Below are 19,363 nucleotides of genomic sequence, written 5' to 3'. Positions count from 1 at the left end.
TTTATTTTCTAGTATTCGGCTATAGCTTTGAGGTAGCTGGCCTCATTGATTTTTAAAGAAGTTTTTGCGTCTATCACCTGAGCATAGGCTTCTTGCCACAGCACCTGACCTTCTAACACATCTTTTCCTGTAATAGTGCCTGCATCAAATTGGTCATTGAGTAACCTGAGGTTTTCCTTGGCTTGTTCTAATGATTCCTGAGATAATTTCACCCTGATAGAGGCTCTTTTTAATTCCAGATACGCGTTTCTTATTTCTATGGAAATAAGTTCTTTGGTGTTTTCTAGTTCTAGCTGTTGAGCTTGCGCATTAGCTTTCTGCTCTTTCACTAGCTGCTTGCGACCGCCCCAGTCTAGTATAGGTATGCTCAGGCTTACCAAGCCAACGGCAGAGGTGAAATTATTGCTTCCATCAGAGAAGTCAATATTGTCTCCTGCAGCATATATGCCATTTAAAGTTACAGCCAGGCTGGGTCTGCGATCACCTTCCAGTAGGTCTACCTGTAGCTCCTGCATTTTTACCGACTGTTCAAGAATATTAATTTCAGCTCGTCTGTTCACCACAGCATCAGGATCTGTTAATAGCTGCTGTGAGGTTTCTGCTTCGGGTATGTTATCTTCCAAAACAAAATCTAAAGTGTTGATGCCGGTTAGCTGGGCAAAGCTTCGTTTAGCAATCTCTAGTCCATCCAGGGCTGTTTGCAGAGAAATTTGAGCATCATTGAGCCTTACTTTTACTCGTAATACATCATTTTTATTAATAACACCAGCATTATATGTGTTGAGCAAGTCCTGATGCAGAGTGTCTAATAATAACAGGTACTTCTGAGCTAGGGCTACTTGTTCATAAGTGCTTACCAGCTGCCAGTAGGCTGTTTCTGTTTGTAATAGTATCTCACTTTCGGTCAACTCCTTTTGCGAGGTTTGTAATAAAACAGAGGATGTGGCCATTTTCTTGCCATTTCGAATTTTTCCACCTGCATATACTACTTCGCTGATAGCGAGGCTACCGTTAAGGCTAGTTTCAGGCAGTATGGTTTGCATGGGCTCACCCAGGTATAAACCTACCACGCTGGCATCTACCGTGGGTTTGTTGGCGGCTTTTGCCGATGCTTCTGCTGCCTCGGCCGCTTCCAGGTGCTGCTGTGCCTGCCGGATATCCCGATTATTGGTCAGCGCCAGTTGCTTGGCGGAGTCCAGGCTAATGGTTATCTGCTGGGCCTTGGTCCTTTGTGTCACCATTAAAATCCCCACACAGCTGAGGATGGTAATCAATTTATAAATAGACATTTAAATAATTATTATCGTTATCAAAATGGAATTAAGGGCAGGTCTGGTACAAGAGCCTGCCACTGTAATTCATATCTTATGCATGTGCTGGTTTATACATTACAGGATCGTCACCATCAGGCTGATCAAATTCAGCTGGTTTTGAAGGCTTAATGAAAAGACTGTAAAGAACAGGTACTACAAACAAGGTGAGCACCATAGAAACTAATAAGCCAAAAGCTAGCACACTACCTAGTGGAGCCCACATAGGAGATTTGCTCAGTATCATAGGTATTACCCCCACGGCTGCTGCTCCGGAGGTAAGGAATATAGGTCTCATCCTACGTTTTGAAGCGGCCAATGCTGCAGCTTTAATCTTATATCCATGATCAAGGATTAGCTCATCAGTATAATCTACCAGTATAATTCCGTTTCTCACCACTATACCAATAAGACTGATAATACCCATGAAAGCTGTCATTCCTAAAGGATTTCCTGTAATGTATAATCCGGTGAAGGCTCCTAAAAGGCTAAGCGGGAAGGTGCTGAGCACAATCAAGCTTTTACCCAGGTTCTTAAACTGGAATAGTAATGTCAGGAAAATAAGTATTAAACTCACACCTAATGAAGTCATCATATTAGGTTGGTTGTCTCTGGTAGATTCTGCATCACCACCGTACTCAATGTGCACTCCTGCTGGCAATTCTAAGGCATCAATTTTAGGAGTGATGTCTCTAAGTATACTGGCCGGTGTTCTTTCTAACTGCGCTTCTGATAGTACAGATAGTGCTTTTAATCCGTTTCTGTGGGCTATCATGCCGGTGTGCCATGACATATCCAGGCTGGCAACATCTTTCAATGGCACTTTTTGTCCATAGGCAGAAGAAATATGCAGGTTGGCCAGGGCATCGAAATCTTTACGGCTTACCGAGTCATAACGCACAAAAATATCGACAGGCTTATCCGCTTCCCACATGGTAGATACTGCATAACCTTTTAGTCCAGCACCTAAGGCCTGGGTAATGGCCGCATTACTAACGCCAAGGCGAGCCGCTCTGTCTTCATCTATATTTAGCTTCACGCCCAGATAATCATTTTCTGCATCCAGACGGATATAATTAGTGCCTTCCGTGTTTTCCAGAATATCTTTCACCTTTAAGGCTACTTTTTTCAGATCATTATCATCTTCACCAAATACACGAACGGCAATAGGAGCACCTTCTTGCAGACTGAGCTGTTTCACCTGAATGTCTCCGTCGGGCAAAAAGTGCTTGAACTTTTCAAGGTATTCATTAGCCAGGTCATCGGCAGCATCATTGCTGATGGTGGTAATGAAAATCTGAGCATAGTTTCTTCGTGGCGTCTCAGGAGCATAGGCCGTGTGAAAACGAGGCGAACTCATACCTACAAAGCTGGTGATATCAGTAATCCTTTCTTCTTTCTTTAGGATGGCTTCTAATTCCTTTACCGCTTCTTCGGTGCGAGCAAGGGTGGCACCTACCGGTAAACGAACCTCCAGGTTAAACTGGTTTCTTTCACTTTTAGGGAAGAATTTTTCCTGAACATTACCTGCCACCATAAAGGCGCAGATGATAGACAAAACGCCGAATCCTAGTGTTACTTTAGGCCAACGAAATGCTAGCTCTATACATTTATCAAACAGCTGTTGCATATGATCCAGCAGGCTCTTTCTTCTTTTCTTACGCTCTTTCATTTTATGCTTAAGGCCTGTTTTTATGAAGACATAGCAAGTAAATGGAGTGAAAAACAGCGCTACAATCAGAGATGTGCATAGTGCTAACCCAATAGCTACGGGTAATGAAGACATGAAATCCTGAGCTACTCCATCCATGAAAATGGCTAAAGGTGCGAAGGCGAAGATAATAGCAATAGTTGCGGTGAAAATAGGTATTGAAAGCTGCTTGGCCGAAGTCCAGGCGGCAGTCCATGGGCGTACTCCTTCATCTAGTTTTTCTATATAATTATCTACTACTACTATGGCATCATCTACCACCATACCCAGTACTATAATTAAACCGGAAAGCGTAACCTGGTGCAGGTAAAGGCCTACCATGTTCATAAGTCCAAAAGTGACTATAATAGAGATAGGTGCTGTAATAGAGGCTACTGCTGCTACACGGAAAGGTAATAATAGCATTACCACAATAATAACTGAGGCAATGGCCATACCGAACTCAAGCATGAAGTGAGCGATACTTTCATCTACTATCTCAGGCTGATTTACAATGGTTTTAATATGAATGTCAGGCGGGAAGCTGGCCTGAATTTCTTCTACTTTCTCTTGTACCGTTTCTCCAAAAGCTACAATATTATTGCCCGGAAGCATGTTAATGGATAGTACCATCGCTTGCTCTTCGCCTACACGTACATAAGCCTCTTTTTCTTCAAAACGACGCTCTATAGTAGCCACATCTTTTAGGCGTACTACCACACCTTCCGGAGTAGTGTATATAATCTGGTTGGCAATTTCTTGCTCAGACTGAAAACGGCCAGAGCTATAAACAGGGATAAGCGCATTGGAGCCCATGTTAAGCTCTCCGGTGTACTGCGTTACATTGGCCTCTTGTAGTTTATTGATAACAAGACCCATGTCAAAACCATATTGGCGCAGCTTTTCATCATTTACACTGATGTAAACCTGTCGCTGCTGCTCACCGCTTCGGTTGATCTTAGATACAGTGGGGATTACTTTTAAGCCATCATCTAATTTGTCTACATAGTCCTCAATTTCAGAATAAGAACGTTCAGATGATGAAACGGAAAGTATCATGGCTGTAACATCACTAAAGTTACTGTTAACAAACGGTCCAATTACTCCTTGAGGTAAGTTAGGTAGTAAGTTGGCGTTCATGTCCAGCTGCAAGGTGTGCCAAAACTGCTTTCTGTTTTTTACTGAAGAATATATTTCTACTGTTACGAAAGTCTGGCCTTCTCTTGTCTCAGATTTTGTTTTGGCCTTTTTTACCTCTTCAAATGAAAACAGGTATTCTTCTATCTTATCCGTTACTTCTTTTTCTACCTGATGCTCATCTGCGCCGGGGTAAAAAGCATATATCATGGCTGTTGGCATTACTATATCCGGGTCTTCACTCCTCGGCATATTGAGCAGAGAGTAGATGCCAAATATTAGTAGCAGTGCCGTTACTACTTTCACTACCTGGTTGTGCTTCATAGCCGCTTCCAGGTAATGCATATTTCTTCTTTTTGTCATATCAAATTCCAGTTAGAATTTTTAAAATTTCAATGCATTAATATTGGATGGGGCTTCCATCAACTAGTTTAGATTGGCCTTCTACTATAAGCAGATCACCTTCATTAAGACCTGAGGATATGATTACCTTGTTCAATCCTGTTGCTCTTGAGATGTTGATTCTCTTTTTAATAGCAGTATGGTCTGGCTGCGCTAAAAACACATATGCGATATTGTCAGTGTCTTTAAGAATGCAGGTAGTAGGTATAGTAATTCGGTTTTGTTTTACTCCGGTATTAATGTGTAGCTGAGCTAGCATTCCGGGAAGGATGGCTCCATCTTCATTAGCCAGTCTTACTTTTACTTCAAATGTTCTTGAGTAATTATCGGCTTGCGGGTTAATGATATTAACTGTGCCTGCTATTTTTGCATTTAAAGCGGGTATTGTTACTTCTACAGAATCACCAGTAGATACATGAGCAATGTCTCCTTCTGCAATAGATGCAGTGGCGTACATAACATCTGTTTTTGTTAAGGTGAAAGCTGGGCTTCCGGGGGCCATAATAGCGCCTTTTTCTGTTATTTTATTAGTGATTACACCTGTAAAAGGGGCTACTAGTCTGGTGTCAGCCAGGTCTTTTGCTGCTAAGTCTTTGTTAGCTTTGGCCTGAGCCAGGTCAGCCTGAGAGGCTATAAAGTCTCTTTCTGGTAAGCTTCCTTTTTTGTGTAATTCTTCGTTTCTTTTAAAATTATCAGCTGCTTTAGTGTAGTTGGCTTCAGCAATTTCAAAAGCACTTCTATACCTGGTTTGCTCAATAGAGGCCAATAAGCTGCCTTTTTTTACATGCTGACCTTCTTCTACATTTACTGAAACTACACGCCCGCTTACGCTGAAAGATAAATCTACTTTATTGTCAGCTTCCAAGTTGCCGCTGTAGTCGTACTCTTCAGCGCCAGTGCTTCCGGTTACTTTCTCTACAGAAACCTTGTAGGCGCTACTTTCTTGTTGATCTTTTTCCTGCTCGCTGCCGCAGCTCCATAATGATAATAAGCATGCGGTAGTCGCCATGCTAAGCACATAGCGCAATGTGTTGTTTTTCCTCAAAAAATATTGAAGCTTCATCCTTGAAAATGTTAATTATGATTACCTGTTATAGTTACTCTATCAGCCGTTAAAGACGGTTTATTCGTAACATTTAATGTGCAAAGGTGGGTAGATTTCGATTCTCTAGTGAGGTTGGATTCAGGCAACTATTGGTGAAAAACAGGCATTATTCTTTAATGAGTGAAAATGTGGTATTGTCGTTATCTTGCCTTATTACTTAGTTAAGTAATTGGTAGTCAGATTTTTAATTTTATTGAGGGCAGTTTTGTCTCATATTTTCAATAACTAAGGTTTGGTGAAAATAAGGTATTGGGCTTAAGCTTCTGATTGACTGAGCAATTGCCTGTAGGCAGAAGGTGAGAGGCCGGTTTCCTTTTTAAAAAATTTACCGAAAAACGACTGATCGTTAAAGTTGAGGGCGGCAGATATTTGAGCCACTGTGAGAGCCCTTTTGGCCAGTAGTATTTTGGCATCTAGTATCACTGCTTCATCTATAAGCTGCCGGGTAGATTTACCAGAGACCTGCTTTAGTGTTTTAGTCAAATGGCCGGAAGTAACATGCAGGGCGTTGGCATAAAAGCTCACACTTCGCTCTTCTCTAAAGTGTTTGCCTAATAATTTTATAAAACTGGCCGATAGCTCTTCCTTCCTAGATAAGTCAATGGAAATGGAGGGATGGTGTTTTTCGTATAATCCGCTCAGCTCAAAAGAAAGCAGGTTGAAGGCGTGTACCATCTTAGCATCTATATGCTCTTCCTGTTCATTTTGTATTTTGTTATTGAGATAGGTAGTCAGGGCCATAAAGTTTTCCAGCTCACGAGCATCTAAAGATACTTTTTTACTAATCGTAGTTCTGAGCAGCTGGAAAGACTCTAAAGCTTGTGTTTTCTGAGCATTTTCCAGGGCGTATTCTTTAGTGAAGGCAATAATTATAGCCGTGGCATCTTCCAAAAAATCTATGGATTGAGTAACCATTCTTCCGGATATTAATATCAAATCGTGTGGTTCTAAGAGGAAGGTGGTAAGGTTAAGCTGTACTTTTACTTTGCCGCTTAGTAGCAGTATTACCACATGGTGATCAGTGCGAAATGGAAACATAAAGCCAGCATCTTCTCCCTTTTTATTATGCTCCTGCAAAATGTGTAAGCCTTTTGTTGAAGGCTTTTTACCACGCATTTGCTGCATCTCATTGAACTGGTACTCCTTTATGTTATTGCTCTTCCACTCACTCATGCGGAGGCAATTTAGTATTTTTTAGTAAAAAAATCAGGTTTTGAATACTGTTGAATAACCTTCATGTCTATCAGTTAAAGGCGTGAAACAAGTCTATACTGACAGTGATATTAGTCGGTATATGAGGTTGTCTTTATCCTACACTTTTGAAAAAAAAAGTGAACTTGAAAGGAAATTCGGTAATGAAGAAGAGCTTGGCAGGGTGGTGATTAGGGTTTTATATTTATTAATCACTAGTGTCCGACTAAACTCTGGTCTAAGAAATTTTAGCGATTCTAAGCAAAAATAAAGTGGTTTTCTTCTAATCTGGAAAAGTGAGCCCTCTATGGACTAAATAAAGGGTATTGATTGGTTTTATATATTGTTTTTTGAAGTTCTAGGTCTGGATTGTTTAGAAAGCGGGTAAGGTGAACATAGGCCATCAAGTGAAACCTTACCAATGAGACCATATTAGAGAAGGCCCATCTTTTTTTGATCTGTTTTCGGACTACTTCCATCAATAATAGACAGATCAGGGCACTCCAAATTTGGATCTCAATAGCATTTTGGTTGTCCCCCAGAAAATATTTGAGAGGAAAGTTCTGCTTCAGCTTTTTAAATAAAAGCTCTATCTGCCATCGGTATTTATAAATGGCCGCTATTGTGAGACTGTCAATTCATCTCTGTCTAAACTTTGGATATAAAGAAATAATGTTTAGACTAAAGAGCAATGAACAAACAAGAGAAAGAAGAATTAAAGGAAAAAGCACTTAAACAATTTTTAAAAGGAGAATCTCTATTTGGTAAGGATGGGGCTTTCAGCCCCATGTTGAAGGAGTTCTTAGAAGAAGCTCTGGAAGCAGAAATGGAGGATCACCTATCCAGTGAAGAAAAAGGACGCTCTCATGGCAATAAGCGCAATGGCAAAGGCCAGAAAACAGTTAAGAGTAGTTTAGGAGACGTTGAGATAAATACTCCTCAAGATCGTCATAGCAGCTTTGAGCCAAGAATAGTAGAGAAACGCCAGCGTATACTGGCAGACAATCTTGAGAAGCAAATAATAGCCATGTATGGGCTAGGTAATAGTTTGAGAGATATTCAAGAGCACATCAAGGAGATGTATGACACAAATATATCAACAGAGGTGTTAAGTGATATCACAGACCGAGTGATCCCTAAAGTAAAGGAGTGGCAAAATAGGCCATTAGAATCGGTCTATTGTATTGTTTGGCTAGATGCCATGCATTTCAAGGTGCGAGATGAAGGTAAGGTGAAGCATAAAGCCCTTTATAATATTTTAGGGATCAATAAGCAGGGCAACAAGGAGATATTGGGCATGTACCTATCAGAAAGCGAAGGAGCTAATTTTTGGCTTCAGATACTTACTGAGCTACAAAATAGAGGCTTGAAAGATATTTTGATAGCCTGCACTGATAACTTGAAAGGTTTTAGTGAAGCGATACACTCCATCTACCCACAAACAGATGTTCAACTTTGTGTAGTTCATCAGATTCGAAATAGCTTGAAATATGTAGCCAGTAAAGAACAGAAAGTGTTTATACAAGATCTTAAATTAGTTTATCAAGCAGACACAAAAGATCAGGCAGAGACTGCTTTATTAGAACTGGAAGAAAAATGGGGAAAGAAATATCCTGTGGTGATACGATCTTGGAATGATAACTGGGAACTACTTAGCACTTATTTCGATTACAGTAAACCCATAAGAAAGTTAATATACACTACAAATCCAGTGGAGGGCTTTCATAGACAAGTAAGAAAAGTTACCAAGAGTAAGGGAGCATTTACCAGTGATATGGCCTTGATGAAATTAGTTTACTTAGTTTGCAGACGTATTGAGAAAAAATGGACTTCACCTTTGCGGAATTGGGGTTTGACGGTGCAGCAATTAGCCATTAGATTTGAGGGAAGATTGGAACTGGAACTAAAAACCAGTCAAACCAAAAAATAAAAAATTCCCTCCCAGGGGCTAGCCCCTGGGAGGGAAGCAGACAGAGATGAGCTAACACTCCCGCTATTGTGGCTGCTTCCAACTCCATATTATTGGTCATAAACACTAATAATTTATTATTGAGGTCATCATAATAGGCTATTCTTCTATTTTGAAGCTCTTGCACTTGTCCATCAGTCTTGAAACTGATAACAACTTTTTCATCCTTAAGTACACAAAAGTCTTTATCTTCAGGCAATTCTAGCTCATCTATTGATTGATATCTGGCATTTTCCTTCATTCTGGTAATGTAAAATATCCCTTGATGACTCCACTGTGTGTATTGTCTATAATCGATATACCCTTTATCCATCACCACATAGGATCCTTCTGGGAGTTGTAATTGCTTTAAAAATGTATGATCATGCTGACTTCCCTTGGTCAACCGTACTAAACATGGCATTAATTCTGCCGCATGAATCATTACATGAGCTTTAATGCCTCCCTTGCTTTTGCCATCTTTTCTAGGGCGTCCTGCTACCTTGAGAATATCTTTAAACAGACTAATAATCGTTGAATCAACAATATAAAGTTTATTGAGAACTTCCATTCTCAAGCGGCTGTCCGGCAAAAGGTGCCGATACTTTTTAAACAATTTCATGTAAATGTCTGCAAAGACTATACTACTGCGTTTTTTGTTGCTATCTGATAAAGTGGAACGTCTGGGTATAAATTGAATACCTAAGTGGATCAGCTTGTTTTGGCAGGCCAAAAGCCCCGTAGTAAGCTCTCTGAGAGCACTTGCCCCACTGAAACAGCAGTATAACATGCTTACTAGGTGATGCCAAGTATTCAATTTCTTGTAATATCTGTCAGATTGGTATTTTGATATTATTTGATTTAACACCGATTTATCTATCAGCGATAATAGTTGAGAAAAGATTGGCTGTCCGTAGAAATATGTATTTTTACTCATGTGTGATTTTTTGTTGTGGTAAACCGAAAATACACATTATGGGGCACTCTTGAAATTATTCAGAGGCCCCTATCTTTTTCTCGGACACTAGTGTTTATTAATTAAGATATAATCACTTTAATATATAAAATAAATAATATATAATAGTTATATTGTTGTGTAATTTAGATTGATAGCTATTTATTCTTGTTTTGTGCAAGCAGGAGTAAAATAGAATTATAGGGAATGTGCTGTTTATATGTTCACTTTTAACAGTTATAGACATGCATCAAAAATTAACCTTATTATTAGCTCTCATTTGCATTGGCTCTTCGCGAGTCTTTTGTCAAAGTACCGAACCGGTAAAAATTATTAAAACCTCTGGTGACACTATTGAATTTGTAACCACCCTGCGGTTATATCGTGGTCAAAATATTTTTCCTTCTGATGACAAGCCTTTTATAAAAGGTAGGCTAAATGGAGTGAAAACAAAACTGCCTAAGTCGGAGGTTAGGAAAATTTATTTAAGAGATGGATCAAAGTATGTGGTGTTGAATAATAACAATTCATATTATATCGGCTTCTATCTTACTAAAGGGAAAAAGAGTTTTTTTAAATCATATACATACAGTAGAACTATGATATATGGAATGAATGGACCACAGAGTTCTGCTAATAAAGTAGCCTCAGTCTCTTATTTCATAGAGGAGGGAGGTAAGCTTAAATTCTTAGATAGAAAAAGGGGGATTAAAGAACTTGCTGAGGAGTGTCAGATGTTTGCTGCCTATGTTAACACTCAAAATCGTATAAAAAGGGATCATGAGATAGAAGATGCTCTTGATTATTATGATCTCAATTGTAATTAAATTATCATAAAAATAGCTCTGCTTGCAGCTGAAAATCTAATTGGTATTTTAGCTATCAAAGCAGTAGGAACTGAAAGCAACAAGAGAGCCTTTTAGTTAGAAGGATTTTCTGTTTACTCGACAGTTAGAAATTAAAGATAAACAGTAACCTCTTTTTTCCTTATTTTGGAGACGGTTGATTTTACTCAAATGGCTCACAGATAAAATAAATAAGCCAGAACGCATAATGCTGTTCTGGCTTATTTATTTGGATTTATATATTCTGTACTAAGAAAGAGATTACATTTCGTAACCTGGTTCTTTGTAGAGAATGTCTTTTCTTTTCATGATGTGGTTAGGATAAACCTCGTTTTTCCATTCATCAGATGTGAAATCTTCAATGGAAACAGAGAAAGAATCATCTCCCAGGTCTATTACCTTTTGAGCTGCTTTTACCAGCTCCTGAGCCAGCTTATTCTTCTCTTCCTCGGTTTTTCCTTCCAACACTTTTACTTGAATATGCGGCATTTTGTTATTTTGAATATTGTTCGTCAGATACTTTTTCCATCCAGGTAACTACTTCACCATCTACTTCTTCCTGCACAGCTATGTGGCTCATAGCTTTCTCAGGAGAGGCTCCATGCCAGTGCTTTTCATTAGGTGCAAACCATACAATGTCTCCCGGACGAATTTCTTCTATCGGTCCGCCTTCTTTCTGTACCCAGCCTAAGCCAGATTCTACTATAAGCGTTTGACCAGCAGGGTGAGTATGCCATGCTGTTCTTGCTCCTGGCTCAAAGGTTACTAATGAAGCAGCACCTTTAGTTACATTTTCTTTTTGACCAAATAAAGGGTCAATTCTCACGCTACCTGTAAACCAGTCTTCTGGGCCTTGTACAGATTTTTGGCTTCCGTTTTTAGTGATTTCCATATTTGTATTATTTTAAATCTATAATAAAATCACTGCCACTAGCGGGGCAGGCGACAGTGATATCTTGTAATTCTTATTTTTTGCTGTTGTATTGCTCGTCAGTAACGGCTTCCATCCAGTCTACTACTCCTTTTTCTGTGTTAGGAACAATATACATTTGCTGCATGCCTACTTCAGGGCTGGCTCCATGCCAGTGTCTGGTGTTAGGAGGGCACTTGGCAACATCACCTTTCTTTAAAATCTGAATAGGTTCACCTTCTATCTGATGATATCCCTGGCCGTCAGTAATGATAAGTATTTGTCCGCCTGGGTGGGTGTGCCAGTTACTTCTTGCCCCTGGCTCAAAGTATACATTACCTACTAGTGTAGTGTAAGTAGAATCCATAGACACAAGACCGTAGTTATAGGCATTGCCTGTAAAGTTTTTATCAGGTCCTTTTTGCCCTTTCGGGAAGATAAAGTCTAATTCTTTATTGTCTGCACTCGCTTCTGCTTCGGTAAGTTCTGTCTGGGCGGAGCTGTCAGACTCAGGCTGGCTTGGAGTGCATGAGTGTAGGCCAAAAGCCAGAACAACAACTAGTAATGTAAGTTTTTTCGTAATCATAATTAAAGGTTAAAATGGATTTGCCTTATGAAACCTATATTAATGAAACGCTTAGAGGGAGCATCGGTTAGTATGACTTTCAAACCAATAATTACAGAATTCAAACCCTTGGCGGTAGAACTTTACTTTTGATGCGTAGGGGTGTAATCTACTGATTTTCTGGCATGAAGGATTAAGTTTATGTATTCTTAATAAACTGAGATACTAAAAATCGGGAAGGAAGGCTGTAAGATTAAATGGTTTTGGATACATTTATAAATGTAATCACTACACTTATAATATTTTGCAGATGAAAACTGAAAGAGAGAAAATGCTGGCCGGAGAAAAGTACTTCATAAACGATCCTGAGCTGGTGGAGATAAGGTATAGAACCAGAGAGTTGGTAGATGTTTTTAATGGTTTGGCTCCCAGAGCTGTGGAGGAGAAGGAAAATGTTCAGCGTCAGATTTTTGGTGTAATGGGGCAGGGGGTGCATATAGAGAAACCTATGCGCATAGATTACGGTGTAAATACAGTGTTAGGAGATAATGTTTTTATCAATTATAATTTCACACTTTTAGATTGCTGCCCTGTAACTATAGGAGATAATGTGTTTATAGCTCCCAACGTACAAATATATACAGCGTGCCACCCCATAGATACAGAGGAGCGTAAAAAGCATATTGGCTTTGCTAAGCCTATCACCATTGGCAATGATGTTTGGATTGGCGGTAATTGTATTCTGCTACCCGGTGTTTCCATAGGTGATGGCTGCACCATAGGCGCTGGCAGCCTGGTAGCCAAGAGTATACCTGCTAATACCTTGGCGGTGGGCTCGCCTTGTAAAGTGGTGAGGGAGTTGTAGCCTTGTATGAAATACTTGAACTAATTTTAATAGGGTTAAATAAATATATTGTATATATATTTTGAGTTTTGAGTCATTTATACTTACTTAAAGCAATAATTTTTTAATTACTTGCTTTAAGGTGATGGTAAAGTATTTTTTAACCCTTTGCTTCTGTGGGCTATTTTTGAAAGCGGCAGAAGCACAAACTCCTGCTTATAAGCCAGATAGCTTAGTATTACTCAATTTTCATCAGCAAATGATGGATTCGGGATGGCCGGCTTTTTGGAATACCACAAAAAATGTTCGAGAGTGGACCGGAGTTTCATATGATTATAATTCTGGGAAGGTATATGGGGTTACACTTTCAGGTGACTGGTTTAATCCTCACTTTACAACAGATAGTCTTCCTGCCGCCATACAAGTTTTGAGCGCTATGGATTCGTTGGTAAGTTTAGGTGTTTCCCATTTTAATCTAAAATATTTACCCGAAGAGATGACTGACCTAGAGGATCTGAAAAGTTTGAGTCTTGGTTATAATAGCATTGAAACTTTGCCAGATTTTATTAATGAGTTAGAACAATTAGAGATACTATTACTTGGTAATAATGAATTTGCTGATCTTCCAGATCTCTCAGATTTGATCAATCTGAAGGTATTAAGTCTTAGCCAAAATATTCATTTAGAGCAATTTCCAGCATCTATATTAGAATTAGAATCATTAATTGATTTGCGTCTATCTTACAATTCCATTACGGGACTCCCTTCTTCAATCGATGAATTACAACAGTTACAAAAGTTATATTTACAGGCTAATGGACTAATTTCATTGCCTGAATCTGTAGGTAACTTATCAAATTTAGATCAATTGGTATTATCCAATAATCAACTTACAGACTTGCCTTCATCTATCAATAATCTCACAAAGCTTGAGCGATTAGATGTAAACAGAAATCAACTTTCTGCTCTTCCTGCGGATATGTCAAATTTAACCAATCTAATTCAGATAGATATTTCTGAAAATAAACTTACCGAATTTCCGGAAAGCATCGTTGGGCTGCGAGGTCTTAGACAGATTACAGCGAATAAGAATCAAATGGAGGGAGAAATTCCGGAAGATGTTTTTAGAATAAACAGACTACGTTTAGATGTAAGTGATAATAATCTTTCCGGGGAGCTGGAGGTAATAGATAATAATATCACCGAGCGTCTTTTAATTACTAATAATCGATACACCTTTCGAGATATTATAAATTTTTACGGACAGTTTAACCCTTCTTACATTGAGTTTCAACCACAACAATATATTGGCACCTATAGAACCTTAGAACCCAGAGCAGGAGAGGTGTTGGATGTTTTTATTGATAATTATATACCCGCATCAGGAAATACTTATCAGTGGTATAGAGCTGATAATATTGCTCTGACAGGAGCAACAAAATATTCTACTGAAGACAGTATACATATCTCTAGTTATGATGCTTCTGCCCACGCTGGCATTTATTACTGCATTATTAAGAACCCTTCTTTACCTAATTTAAGCTTGAGGAGCAATGTAGTAAGGGTATTAGGAAATGATAATGCTCCAGAATTAACTTATCAAGATCTGATATTTAGGGAGGGAGGAAGAGCCTATCTGAATATTGCCGCAAAGGATGATTTCACTCCTATCAATGAATTGGAGTTTCGCTTTCCAGAAGAAACTGAGCATTTTATACTTAAACCAGACACTTTATACAGTCGTAGTTATGCCAAATTTGTTTTACCTAAAACCGTAAATGGTTATGGAAAAGATACGCTCACTGTGGAGGTTGAAGATGAAGGAGGAAATGTGGCTATTGCTCAACTCACTATTGAAATGTTATCTGATGAAAATGCTAATCCAGAGGTAAGTATGGATACAATTTATATGAATCTTGCCCAAGATGCAGAACCTCCTTGTACGCCTGGAACTACCGGTTGTAATGCATTTTATTATTTTACCAGTATTACGTATTTGAAATATTTTGTTACCGATGATTTTACAGATTACGACCGATTAACTTATAGAGTATTGGAGGCAGATTCGCTAAATGGAGAAGTAATACCAGGCAAAGTATATGTCCAGCCGATTATTCGCCCTGACGGAATTACACTTGATGCTAATGTTTTAGCTAATCAGGATACCAGCGTAACCATAACCCTACAAGTGATGGATCCAGAGGGAGGAGTTATTCAAAAGTCAGTGACTCTGATGGGAGAAATTAACCCTCCCAATAGAAATCCAGAAATAGAGGATATAACAGATCAGTTGATAAGTAGAGGAGCCAGATCATTTTCCACATTAAATTTAAGTGAATATAGTTCGGATGATTATTTGAGTAATAATTTATTAACCTGGCAAATTAGTCGCTCAAATGTATTGAAGGTTAATTTATCCGATAGCCTGCTGGAAGTTCAGCCTATGTATGAGGACAGTTCTTACACTGCTCAGTTAGAAGTTTATGTATACGAAAAAACTAACTATAATCGAAGCAGTTCCACAACTGTCAATTACATTATCAAAGAAGGTATAGCGATATCAGGAATGATTACTGATGTAGCTGATCAGCCTTTAGAGAATGTAGAACTGCAAGGGTTTGATGAGCCAGTGTTTACTTCGGCTGCCGGGTATTATGAAGCACATGTTTTAGAGGGTTGGAGTGGCGAAGTTATACCTGTTAAAGAAGATTACCTTTTCTCTCCAGAGTCACAAGAATATAATAACCTTCAGTCATCACTACAGGATCAGGATTATCAAGCGGAGTATATTGGCAGTTATACTATTTCGGGTGTTATATCTACTGCCGAATCTGGTTTAGGAGAAGTGTTAATTAATGGCTTCACTAATGAAATTTATACCGATGATGTCGGCTATTATTCCGTAGAAGTACCTTATGATTGGAATGGTACTTTAACTCCTGAATTAGATGGATTTAGCTTTGAGCCAACAAGTAGGACTTATGAGCAGCTTACTGCCAATTTAAGTAATGAAGACTATCAGGCTTATCATATTACTGGTGTAGAAGGAAGAGATGCGGTACAGCTTTTGACGGTGTATCCCAACCCTTCATCTACTAGTGTCACATTTATGCTTTCTGATGCACACTTCAATGACGGAATAATAGAAGTATACAACACTCACGGTAAGAAGTGCGGAACCATTAAGGTGGAGACAGACACCAGCAGGTATGAATGGAAAGGTGCAGAACAAACCCCTGCAGGCATTTATTACGCTAAGCTTACTGTTAATGGGAAAGCAGAAAGTGTATTGAAGTTTATCGTTGAATAATATGGATACCTATTAGATTATTTGATTTGATAGATTGAGGTCTTAAGAAAAAGAAAATCAATTACGTCCTCTTAGCAATGACAGCTCTAAAAGTAAAATTCAGTAGTTTAGCTTGAAAAACTGTATTTAAAGCGCCATTTACTGTGGTGATTAGGTGTTGACGTTAATCAAAGCATCACAGTATAAACCAGCAATGAAAAATTACATTTCTATAATAGCAATCATTTTAACGGTTTGTCTTTCGTGTAAAAATAAAACCAAGCCAATAGCAAAGGAAAATTCCTTGGGTGAACGGCTCAAAGCATATATTACTGACTGTGATGATAATGGACCTTCGGCAAGCATTTTAGTAGCTAAAGATGATCAGGTGTTATACTCTGGCGGTGTTGGATTAAGAGACAAGACAGAGAAACTTCCTGTAACTGAAAAAACCATTTTCACAACAGGATCATTAACCAAGCAGTTTACAGCCGCTGCTGTACTAAGCTTGCAGGAAGAAGGTAAATTGTCGGTAAGTGATTCTATTTCTAAGTTTTTCTCTGATACACCAGCGGATAAACAGAGCATTACTATTCATCAATTATTGACTCATACGTCAGGCATCGTCGGGAATCTTGGGTATGGAGTGGATTTTGTGCCTATTTCAAAAGCGGAGTTTTTAGGTCAGGTTTATGCATCACCGTTAGACTTTATCCCGGGCAGTCAGTACAGCTATTCTAATGTGGGTTACAGCCTTTTGGCTATGATTATTGAAGCGGTAACTCAAATGGATTATGAAGCCTATTTGCAGAAAAATCTTTTTCAAAAGGCAGGAATGAAAAGTACAGGGTATCTTATTCCGAATTGGGATTCTACCCAAATAGCCCATGGCTATAAATGTGGAGAAGATTGGGGTACTCACCTTATAAAATGGAAGGCCGATTCAAGTCAAATATCTTGGCATTTAAAAGGAAATGGGGGTATTCTTTCTAACCCTTCTGATTTGTATAAATGGTATAAGGCACTCGTAGAATATAAAATCATTTCTCAAAAATCATTTGAGCAACTCACTTTTCCTCATGTTAAAGAAAATGAAGCTGGCGATTCTCATTATGCTTATGGATGGAATATATTAAATAGTGATAGGAATACAAAAATCATAGCTCATAACGGATCAAATGGCGTTTTTTATGCTGATTTTATACAAATGCCGGAAGAGAATGCAGTAATTATATACATGACGAATGAGTTAAGGTATGATACTCAAATGGTGGCATGGGAAATAGAACAATTACTATTTAATGAAAACTATACCCCCATAGTGCCCAAAATGAAAAGTATTAAACATAGCAATGCTGATACCGCCCATAAACAGCTGGAAATCATACAGCATTTCGTAAAACTGGTTTTGGCTGATGATGAAGATATTGATGCTTTTATCACCCAGCATCTTGCCAGTAAAGAAAGAGAACGACGGTTTAAAATGTGGGTAAAAGATATGAAACATGAGTTTCCCGGATATCAATTGAAGCATATTTTGGAATATGGAGACATGAGTTATGATATTATTTTACAATCGAAAAGTGGTGAGGTGGTTGATTTAACTCCGTGTTTTGATTTGCAATTCAATGAGAGTAATCAAATTTCTGCCTTTGGGTGGTAAAATGGATAGAGGCAGTTAATTGATTTTCTTATAACAGACAGCATTCTTAAAAAATGGAAGAACTAATAATTTCTTTAACGGATAAAGACAGTCATGCTATAAAAAGGGAGGCGGGCCAAGGGAGCTTGTCGTTGGGACCTGAGCATCTTAAAGATAAATTAGACTTTGATGTTATAGTTGGTGAGCATCAAAATATCAACTGGGATTGCTTTAATAATTTATACACGCCGCACGGCCAGCAAAATGCTCATCTGTATCCTAATGGAGACTGGCCCCGATGGTTTTATTATTATGGAAATGATTCTGGTTTTAGCTTCTGGTCCGAAAAAAGGAAGATAGAATATTTTACATGGAAACCTTTTAAGCAGGTTTCGGTTGACTTTGAAAATTCCAATATTAATCAGCTTACCATTATAGCGGAGGAGCACCCAATAAAGTTGAAAATTGGCAGTGGAATAACCACATTAGTGCTTGATGGTAATCTGAAAAACCTTGACATTGAAAAGGCAGGTTCGCTTGAAAATATACATTTCAATCCAGCTATTGAAGAAAGCGACGCGAGTTATCGTTTGCCTGAGTTTCCGGCTTTCAAAAAGTCGTCATCCATTCATGTAACAGTAAAACCAGTAGGTCAATCTTTTGATTGTGAGCAACTATTACAGTTTGAGTACCTGAAGAGTTTGAGTTTATCAGGAAACATGACCAATCTACATGTGCTTAGCAAGTTGCCTAATCTGGAAAGTTTATCACTCCGCTATGTTCCTGATTTAAGTGATCTGCCGGAGTTAAATACCTGGAAGTTTTTGAAAAGCTTCATTGGCTGGAATATTGAAGAAGGTAGAGGGAAAGTGCTAAGAAAGGAACTCAATAAATTGTCTAAGGAAAGAGAAATGCAATATTCGAGCGTATCTCAGCTAAGAAAGCAAATATGGTTTACCACAGAATATGGGATCCCGTTTACTGCCTGGGAGGGTAAAAATGCCAAATTAGCTGTAAAGGTCTATAAGTCGACAGTGAAGAAGTTAGGAAAGGCTAAAGTGGTGGAGGAGGTAAAGACTTTGTTAATTGAATTCGCAAAAACCTTTAATGAATTGCCTCAAATAGAAACCTCTGAAAGAGAAGATATAGCAGAAGCAATAAACCAATTAAGGCAAGTGCCAAGCCTTGAAATAGATGCCAAAAAAGCAATGGGATGGTTTGATGAAGTGAGGGATTATTGAGCCAGGTCAGGCAATCTACAATATTGAAATTGTGTTTGTGACTTAGACGATATTCTGTGTGAGAGGATTCTATGGACAATTTCAAATTTATCCCCTTGAAGATTCCACAATTGTAGATAGTTGAAGATCAACAATGGGGCTATCTGATCTTGCAATTTATATCAATTCTGGGAAACAGTATGAAGACTAAAACTAGAATGTTTTCTGATTATAAACGGCTAGATAAAATGGATTGCGGGTCGACATGTTTGAAGGTGAGTCTCTTACTTATTATATTCACGAGCTTATG

The 19,363-nt window shown here is 38.6% G+C and carries 15 protein-coding genes; 6 read left to right on the top strand and 9 right to left on the bottom strand.

What is annotated here, in order from left to right; genetic code table 11:
• Positions 1 to 8: 8 nt before the first annotated feature.
• From LVD15_RS03580 to LVD15_RS03560, 5 genes are all read right to left on the bottom strand, one after another.
• The gene (locus LVD15_RS03580) at positions 9 to 1,289 is read right to left on the bottom strand and encodes a TolC family protein (protein ID WP_233778960.1); all 1,281 of its coding nucleotides are present in this window, start codon (positions 1,287 to 1,289) and stop codon (positions 9 to 11) included.
• A 76-nt stretch (positions 1,290 to 1,365) separates the two neighbouring features.
• Positions 1,366 to 4,500 carry an efflux RND transporter permease subunit gene (locus tag LVD15_RS03575; RefSeq protein WP_233778958.1) on the bottom strand — a complete coding sequence of 1,045 codons (3,135 nt, stop codon included), beginning with the start codon at positions 4,498 to 4,500 and terminating at the stop codon, positions 1,366 to 1,368.
• Positions 4,501 to 4,537: 37 nt separating this feature from the next.
• Complete coding sequence (locus LVD15_RS03570) at positions 4,538 to 5,602, bottom strand: efflux RND transporter periplasmic adaptor subunit (protein WP_233778956.1); 1,065 nt, start codon at positions 5,600 to 5,602, stop codon at positions 4,538 to 4,540.
• A 297-nt stretch (positions 5,603 to 5,899) separates the two neighbouring features.
• Positions 5,900 to 6,817: a helix-turn-helix domain-containing protein gene (locus tag LVD15_RS03565; protein WP_233778955.1), complete on the bottom strand. Its 918-nt coding sequence runs from the start codon at positions 6,815 to 6,817 to the stop codon at positions 5,900 to 5,902.
• A 323-nt stretch (positions 6,818 to 7,140) separates the two neighbouring features.
• Positions 7,141 to 7,458 carry a transposase gene (locus tag LVD15_RS03560; RefSeq protein ID WP_370687411.1) on the bottom strand — a complete coding sequence of 106 codons (318 nt, stop codon included), beginning with the start codon at positions 7,456 to 7,458 and terminating at the stop codon, positions 7,141 to 7,143.
• 68 nt (positions 7,459 to 7,526) lie between these two features.
• Here LVD15_RS03560 and LVD15_RS03555 point away from each other — a divergent pair, with 68 nt between their 5' ends.
• Positions 7,527 to 8,765 (top strand): IS256 family transposase, encoded by a 1,239-nt coding sequence (locus LVD15_RS03555; protein ID WP_233775818.1) that lies wholly within the window; start codon positions 7,527 to 7,529, stop codon positions 8,763 to 8,765.
• Here the strand turns inward: LVD15_RS03555 and LVD15_RS03550 are convergent.
• Entirely contained in the window at positions 8,710 to 9,720 is a 1,011-nt protein-coding gene (locus tag LVD15_RS03550) for an IS4 family transposase (RefSeq protein WP_233778953.1), read from the bottom strand. The genes LVD15_RS03555 and LVD15_RS03550 overlap by 56 nt on opposite strands.
• A 263-nt stretch (positions 9,721 to 9,983) precedes the next feature.
• Between LVD15_RS03550 and LVD15_RS03545 the strand changes: the two genes are divergently transcribed.
• Complete coding sequence (locus LVD15_RS03545; RefSeq protein ID WP_233778951.1) at positions 9,984 to 10,565, top strand: hypothetical protein; 582 nt, start codon at positions 9,984 to 9,986, stop codon at positions 10,563 to 10,565.
• 279 nt (positions 10,566 to 10,844) lie between these two features.
• Here the strand turns inward: LVD15_RS03545 and LVD15_RS03540 are convergent, their stop codons facing one another.
• The 3 genes from LVD15_RS03540 to LVD15_RS03530 all read right to left on the bottom strand — a co-directional run bounded on the left by LVD15_RS03540 (position 10,845) and on the right by LVD15_RS03530 (position 12,079).
• A complete protein-coding gene (locus LVD15_RS03540) occupies positions 10,845 to 11,072 on the bottom strand; it encodes a tautomerase family protein (protein WP_233778949.1) in 228 nt (75 codons plus the stop codon).
• A 4-nt stretch (positions 11,073 to 11,076) separates the two neighbouring features.
• Positions 11,077 to 11,475 (bottom strand): (R)-mandelonitrile lyase, encoded by a 399-nt coding sequence (locus LVD15_RS03535; RefSeq protein WP_233778947.1) that lies wholly within the window; start codon positions 11,473 to 11,475, stop codon positions 11,077 to 11,079.
• A gap of 73 nt (positions 11,476 to 11,548) precedes the next feature.
• Complete coding sequence (locus tag LVD15_RS03530; RefSeq protein ID WP_233778945.1) at positions 11,549 to 12,079, bottom strand: cupin domain-containing protein; 531 nt, start codon at positions 12,077 to 12,079, stop codon at positions 11,549 to 11,551.
• Positions 12,080 to 12,368: 289 nt separating this feature from the next.
• On the opposite strand from LVD15_RS03530, the gene LVD15_RS03525 reads away from it, so the two are divergent.
• From LVD15_RS03525 to LVD15_RS03510, 4 genes are all read left to right on the top strand, one after another.
• A complete protein-coding gene (locus LVD15_RS03525) occupies positions 12,369 to 12,923 on the top strand; it encodes a sugar O-acetyltransferase (protein WP_233778943.1) in 555 nt (184 codons plus the stop codon).
• Between the two features lie 124 nt (positions 12,924 to 13,047).
• On the top strand, positions 13,048 to 16,212 hold the full coding sequence (locus LVD15_RS03520) for a leucine-rich repeat domain-containing protein (protein ID WP_233778941.1): 3,165 nt from the start codon (positions 13,048 to 13,050) through the stop codon (positions 16,210 to 16,212).
• Positions 16,213 to 16,405: 193 nt separating this feature from the next.
• On the top strand, positions 16,406 to 17,854 hold the full coding sequence (locus LVD15_RS03515; protein ID WP_233778939.1) for a serine hydrolase domain-containing protein: 1,449 nt from the start codon (positions 16,406 to 16,408) through the stop codon (positions 17,852 to 17,854).
• 53 nt (positions 17,855 to 17,907) lie between these two features.
• Positions 17,908 to 19,074: a leucine-rich repeat domain-containing protein gene (locus LVD15_RS03510; RefSeq protein ID WP_233778937.1), complete on the top strand. Its 1,167-nt coding sequence runs from the start codon at positions 17,908 to 17,910 to the stop codon at positions 19,072 to 19,074.
• Positions 19,075 to 19,363: the final 289 nt, after the last annotated feature.

This window comes from Fulvivirga maritima, assembly GCF_021389955.1.
GTDB lineage: Bacteria > Bacteroidota > Bacteroidia > Cytophagales > Cyclobacteriaceae > Fulvivirga > Fulvivirga maritima.
The sequence above is the reverse complement of the archived record's forward strand: the minus strand, read 5'-3'. Positions and strand labels throughout refer to the sequence as shown.

Excerpts from the sequence above, each read along its gene's own strand:
- LVD15_RS03565 (WP_233778955.1), bottom strand. The coding sequence starts at position 6,817 with ATGAGTGAGTGGAAGAGCAATAACATAAAGGAGTACCAGTTCAATGAG.
- LVD15_RS03535 (WP_233778947.1), bottom strand. The coding sequence starts at position 11,475 with ATGGAAATCACTAAAAACGGAAGCCAAAAATCTGTACAAGGCCCAGAA.
- LVD15_RS03545 (WP_233778951.1), top strand. The coding sequence starts at position 9,984 with ATGCATCAAAAATTAACCTTATTATTAGCTCTCATTTGCATTGGCTCT.
- LVD15_RS03540 (WP_233778949.1), bottom strand. The coding sequence starts at position 11,072 with ATGCCGCATATTCAAGTAAAAGTGTTGGAAGGAAAAACCGAGGAAGAG.
- LVD15_RS03550 (WP_233778953.1), bottom strand. The coding sequence starts at position 9,720 with ATGAGTAAAAATACATATTTCTACGGACAGCCAATCTTTTCTCAACTA.
- LVD15_RS03525 (WP_233778943.1), top strand. The coding sequence starts at position 12,369 with ATGAAAACTGAAAGAGAGAAAATGCTGGCCGGAGAAAAGTACTTCATA.
- LVD15_RS03580 (WP_233778960.1), bottom strand. The coding sequence starts at position 1,289 with ATGTCTATTTATAAATTGATTACCATCCTCAGCTGTGTGGGGATTTTA.
- LVD15_RS03555 (WP_233775818.1), top strand. The coding sequence starts at position 7,527 with ATGAACAAACAAGAGAAAGAAGAATTAAAGGAAAAAGCACTTAAACAA.
- LVD15_RS03510 (WP_233778937.1), top strand. The coding sequence starts at position 17,908 with ATGGAAGAACTAATAATTTCTTTAACGGATAAAGACAGTCATGCTATA.
- LVD15_RS03575 (WP_233778958.1), bottom strand. The coding sequence starts at position 4,500 with ATGACAAAAAGAAGAAATATGCATTACCTGGAAGCGGCTATGAAGCAC.
- LVD15_RS03570 (WP_233778956.1), bottom strand. The coding sequence starts at position 5,602 with ATGAAGCTTCAATATTTTTTGAGGAAAAACAACACATTGCGCTATGTG.
- LVD15_RS03530 (WP_233778945.1), bottom strand. The coding sequence starts at position 12,079 with ATGATTACGAAAAAACTTACATTACTAGTTGTTGTTCTGGCTTTTGGC.
- LVD15_RS03520 (WP_233778941.1), top strand. The coding sequence starts at position 13,048 with ATGGTAAAGTATTTTTTAACCCTTTGCTTCTGTGGGCTATTTTTGAAA.
- LVD15_RS03515 (WP_233778939.1), top strand. The coding sequence starts at position 16,406 with ATGAAAAATTACATTTCTATAATAGCAATCATTTTAACGGTTTGTCTT.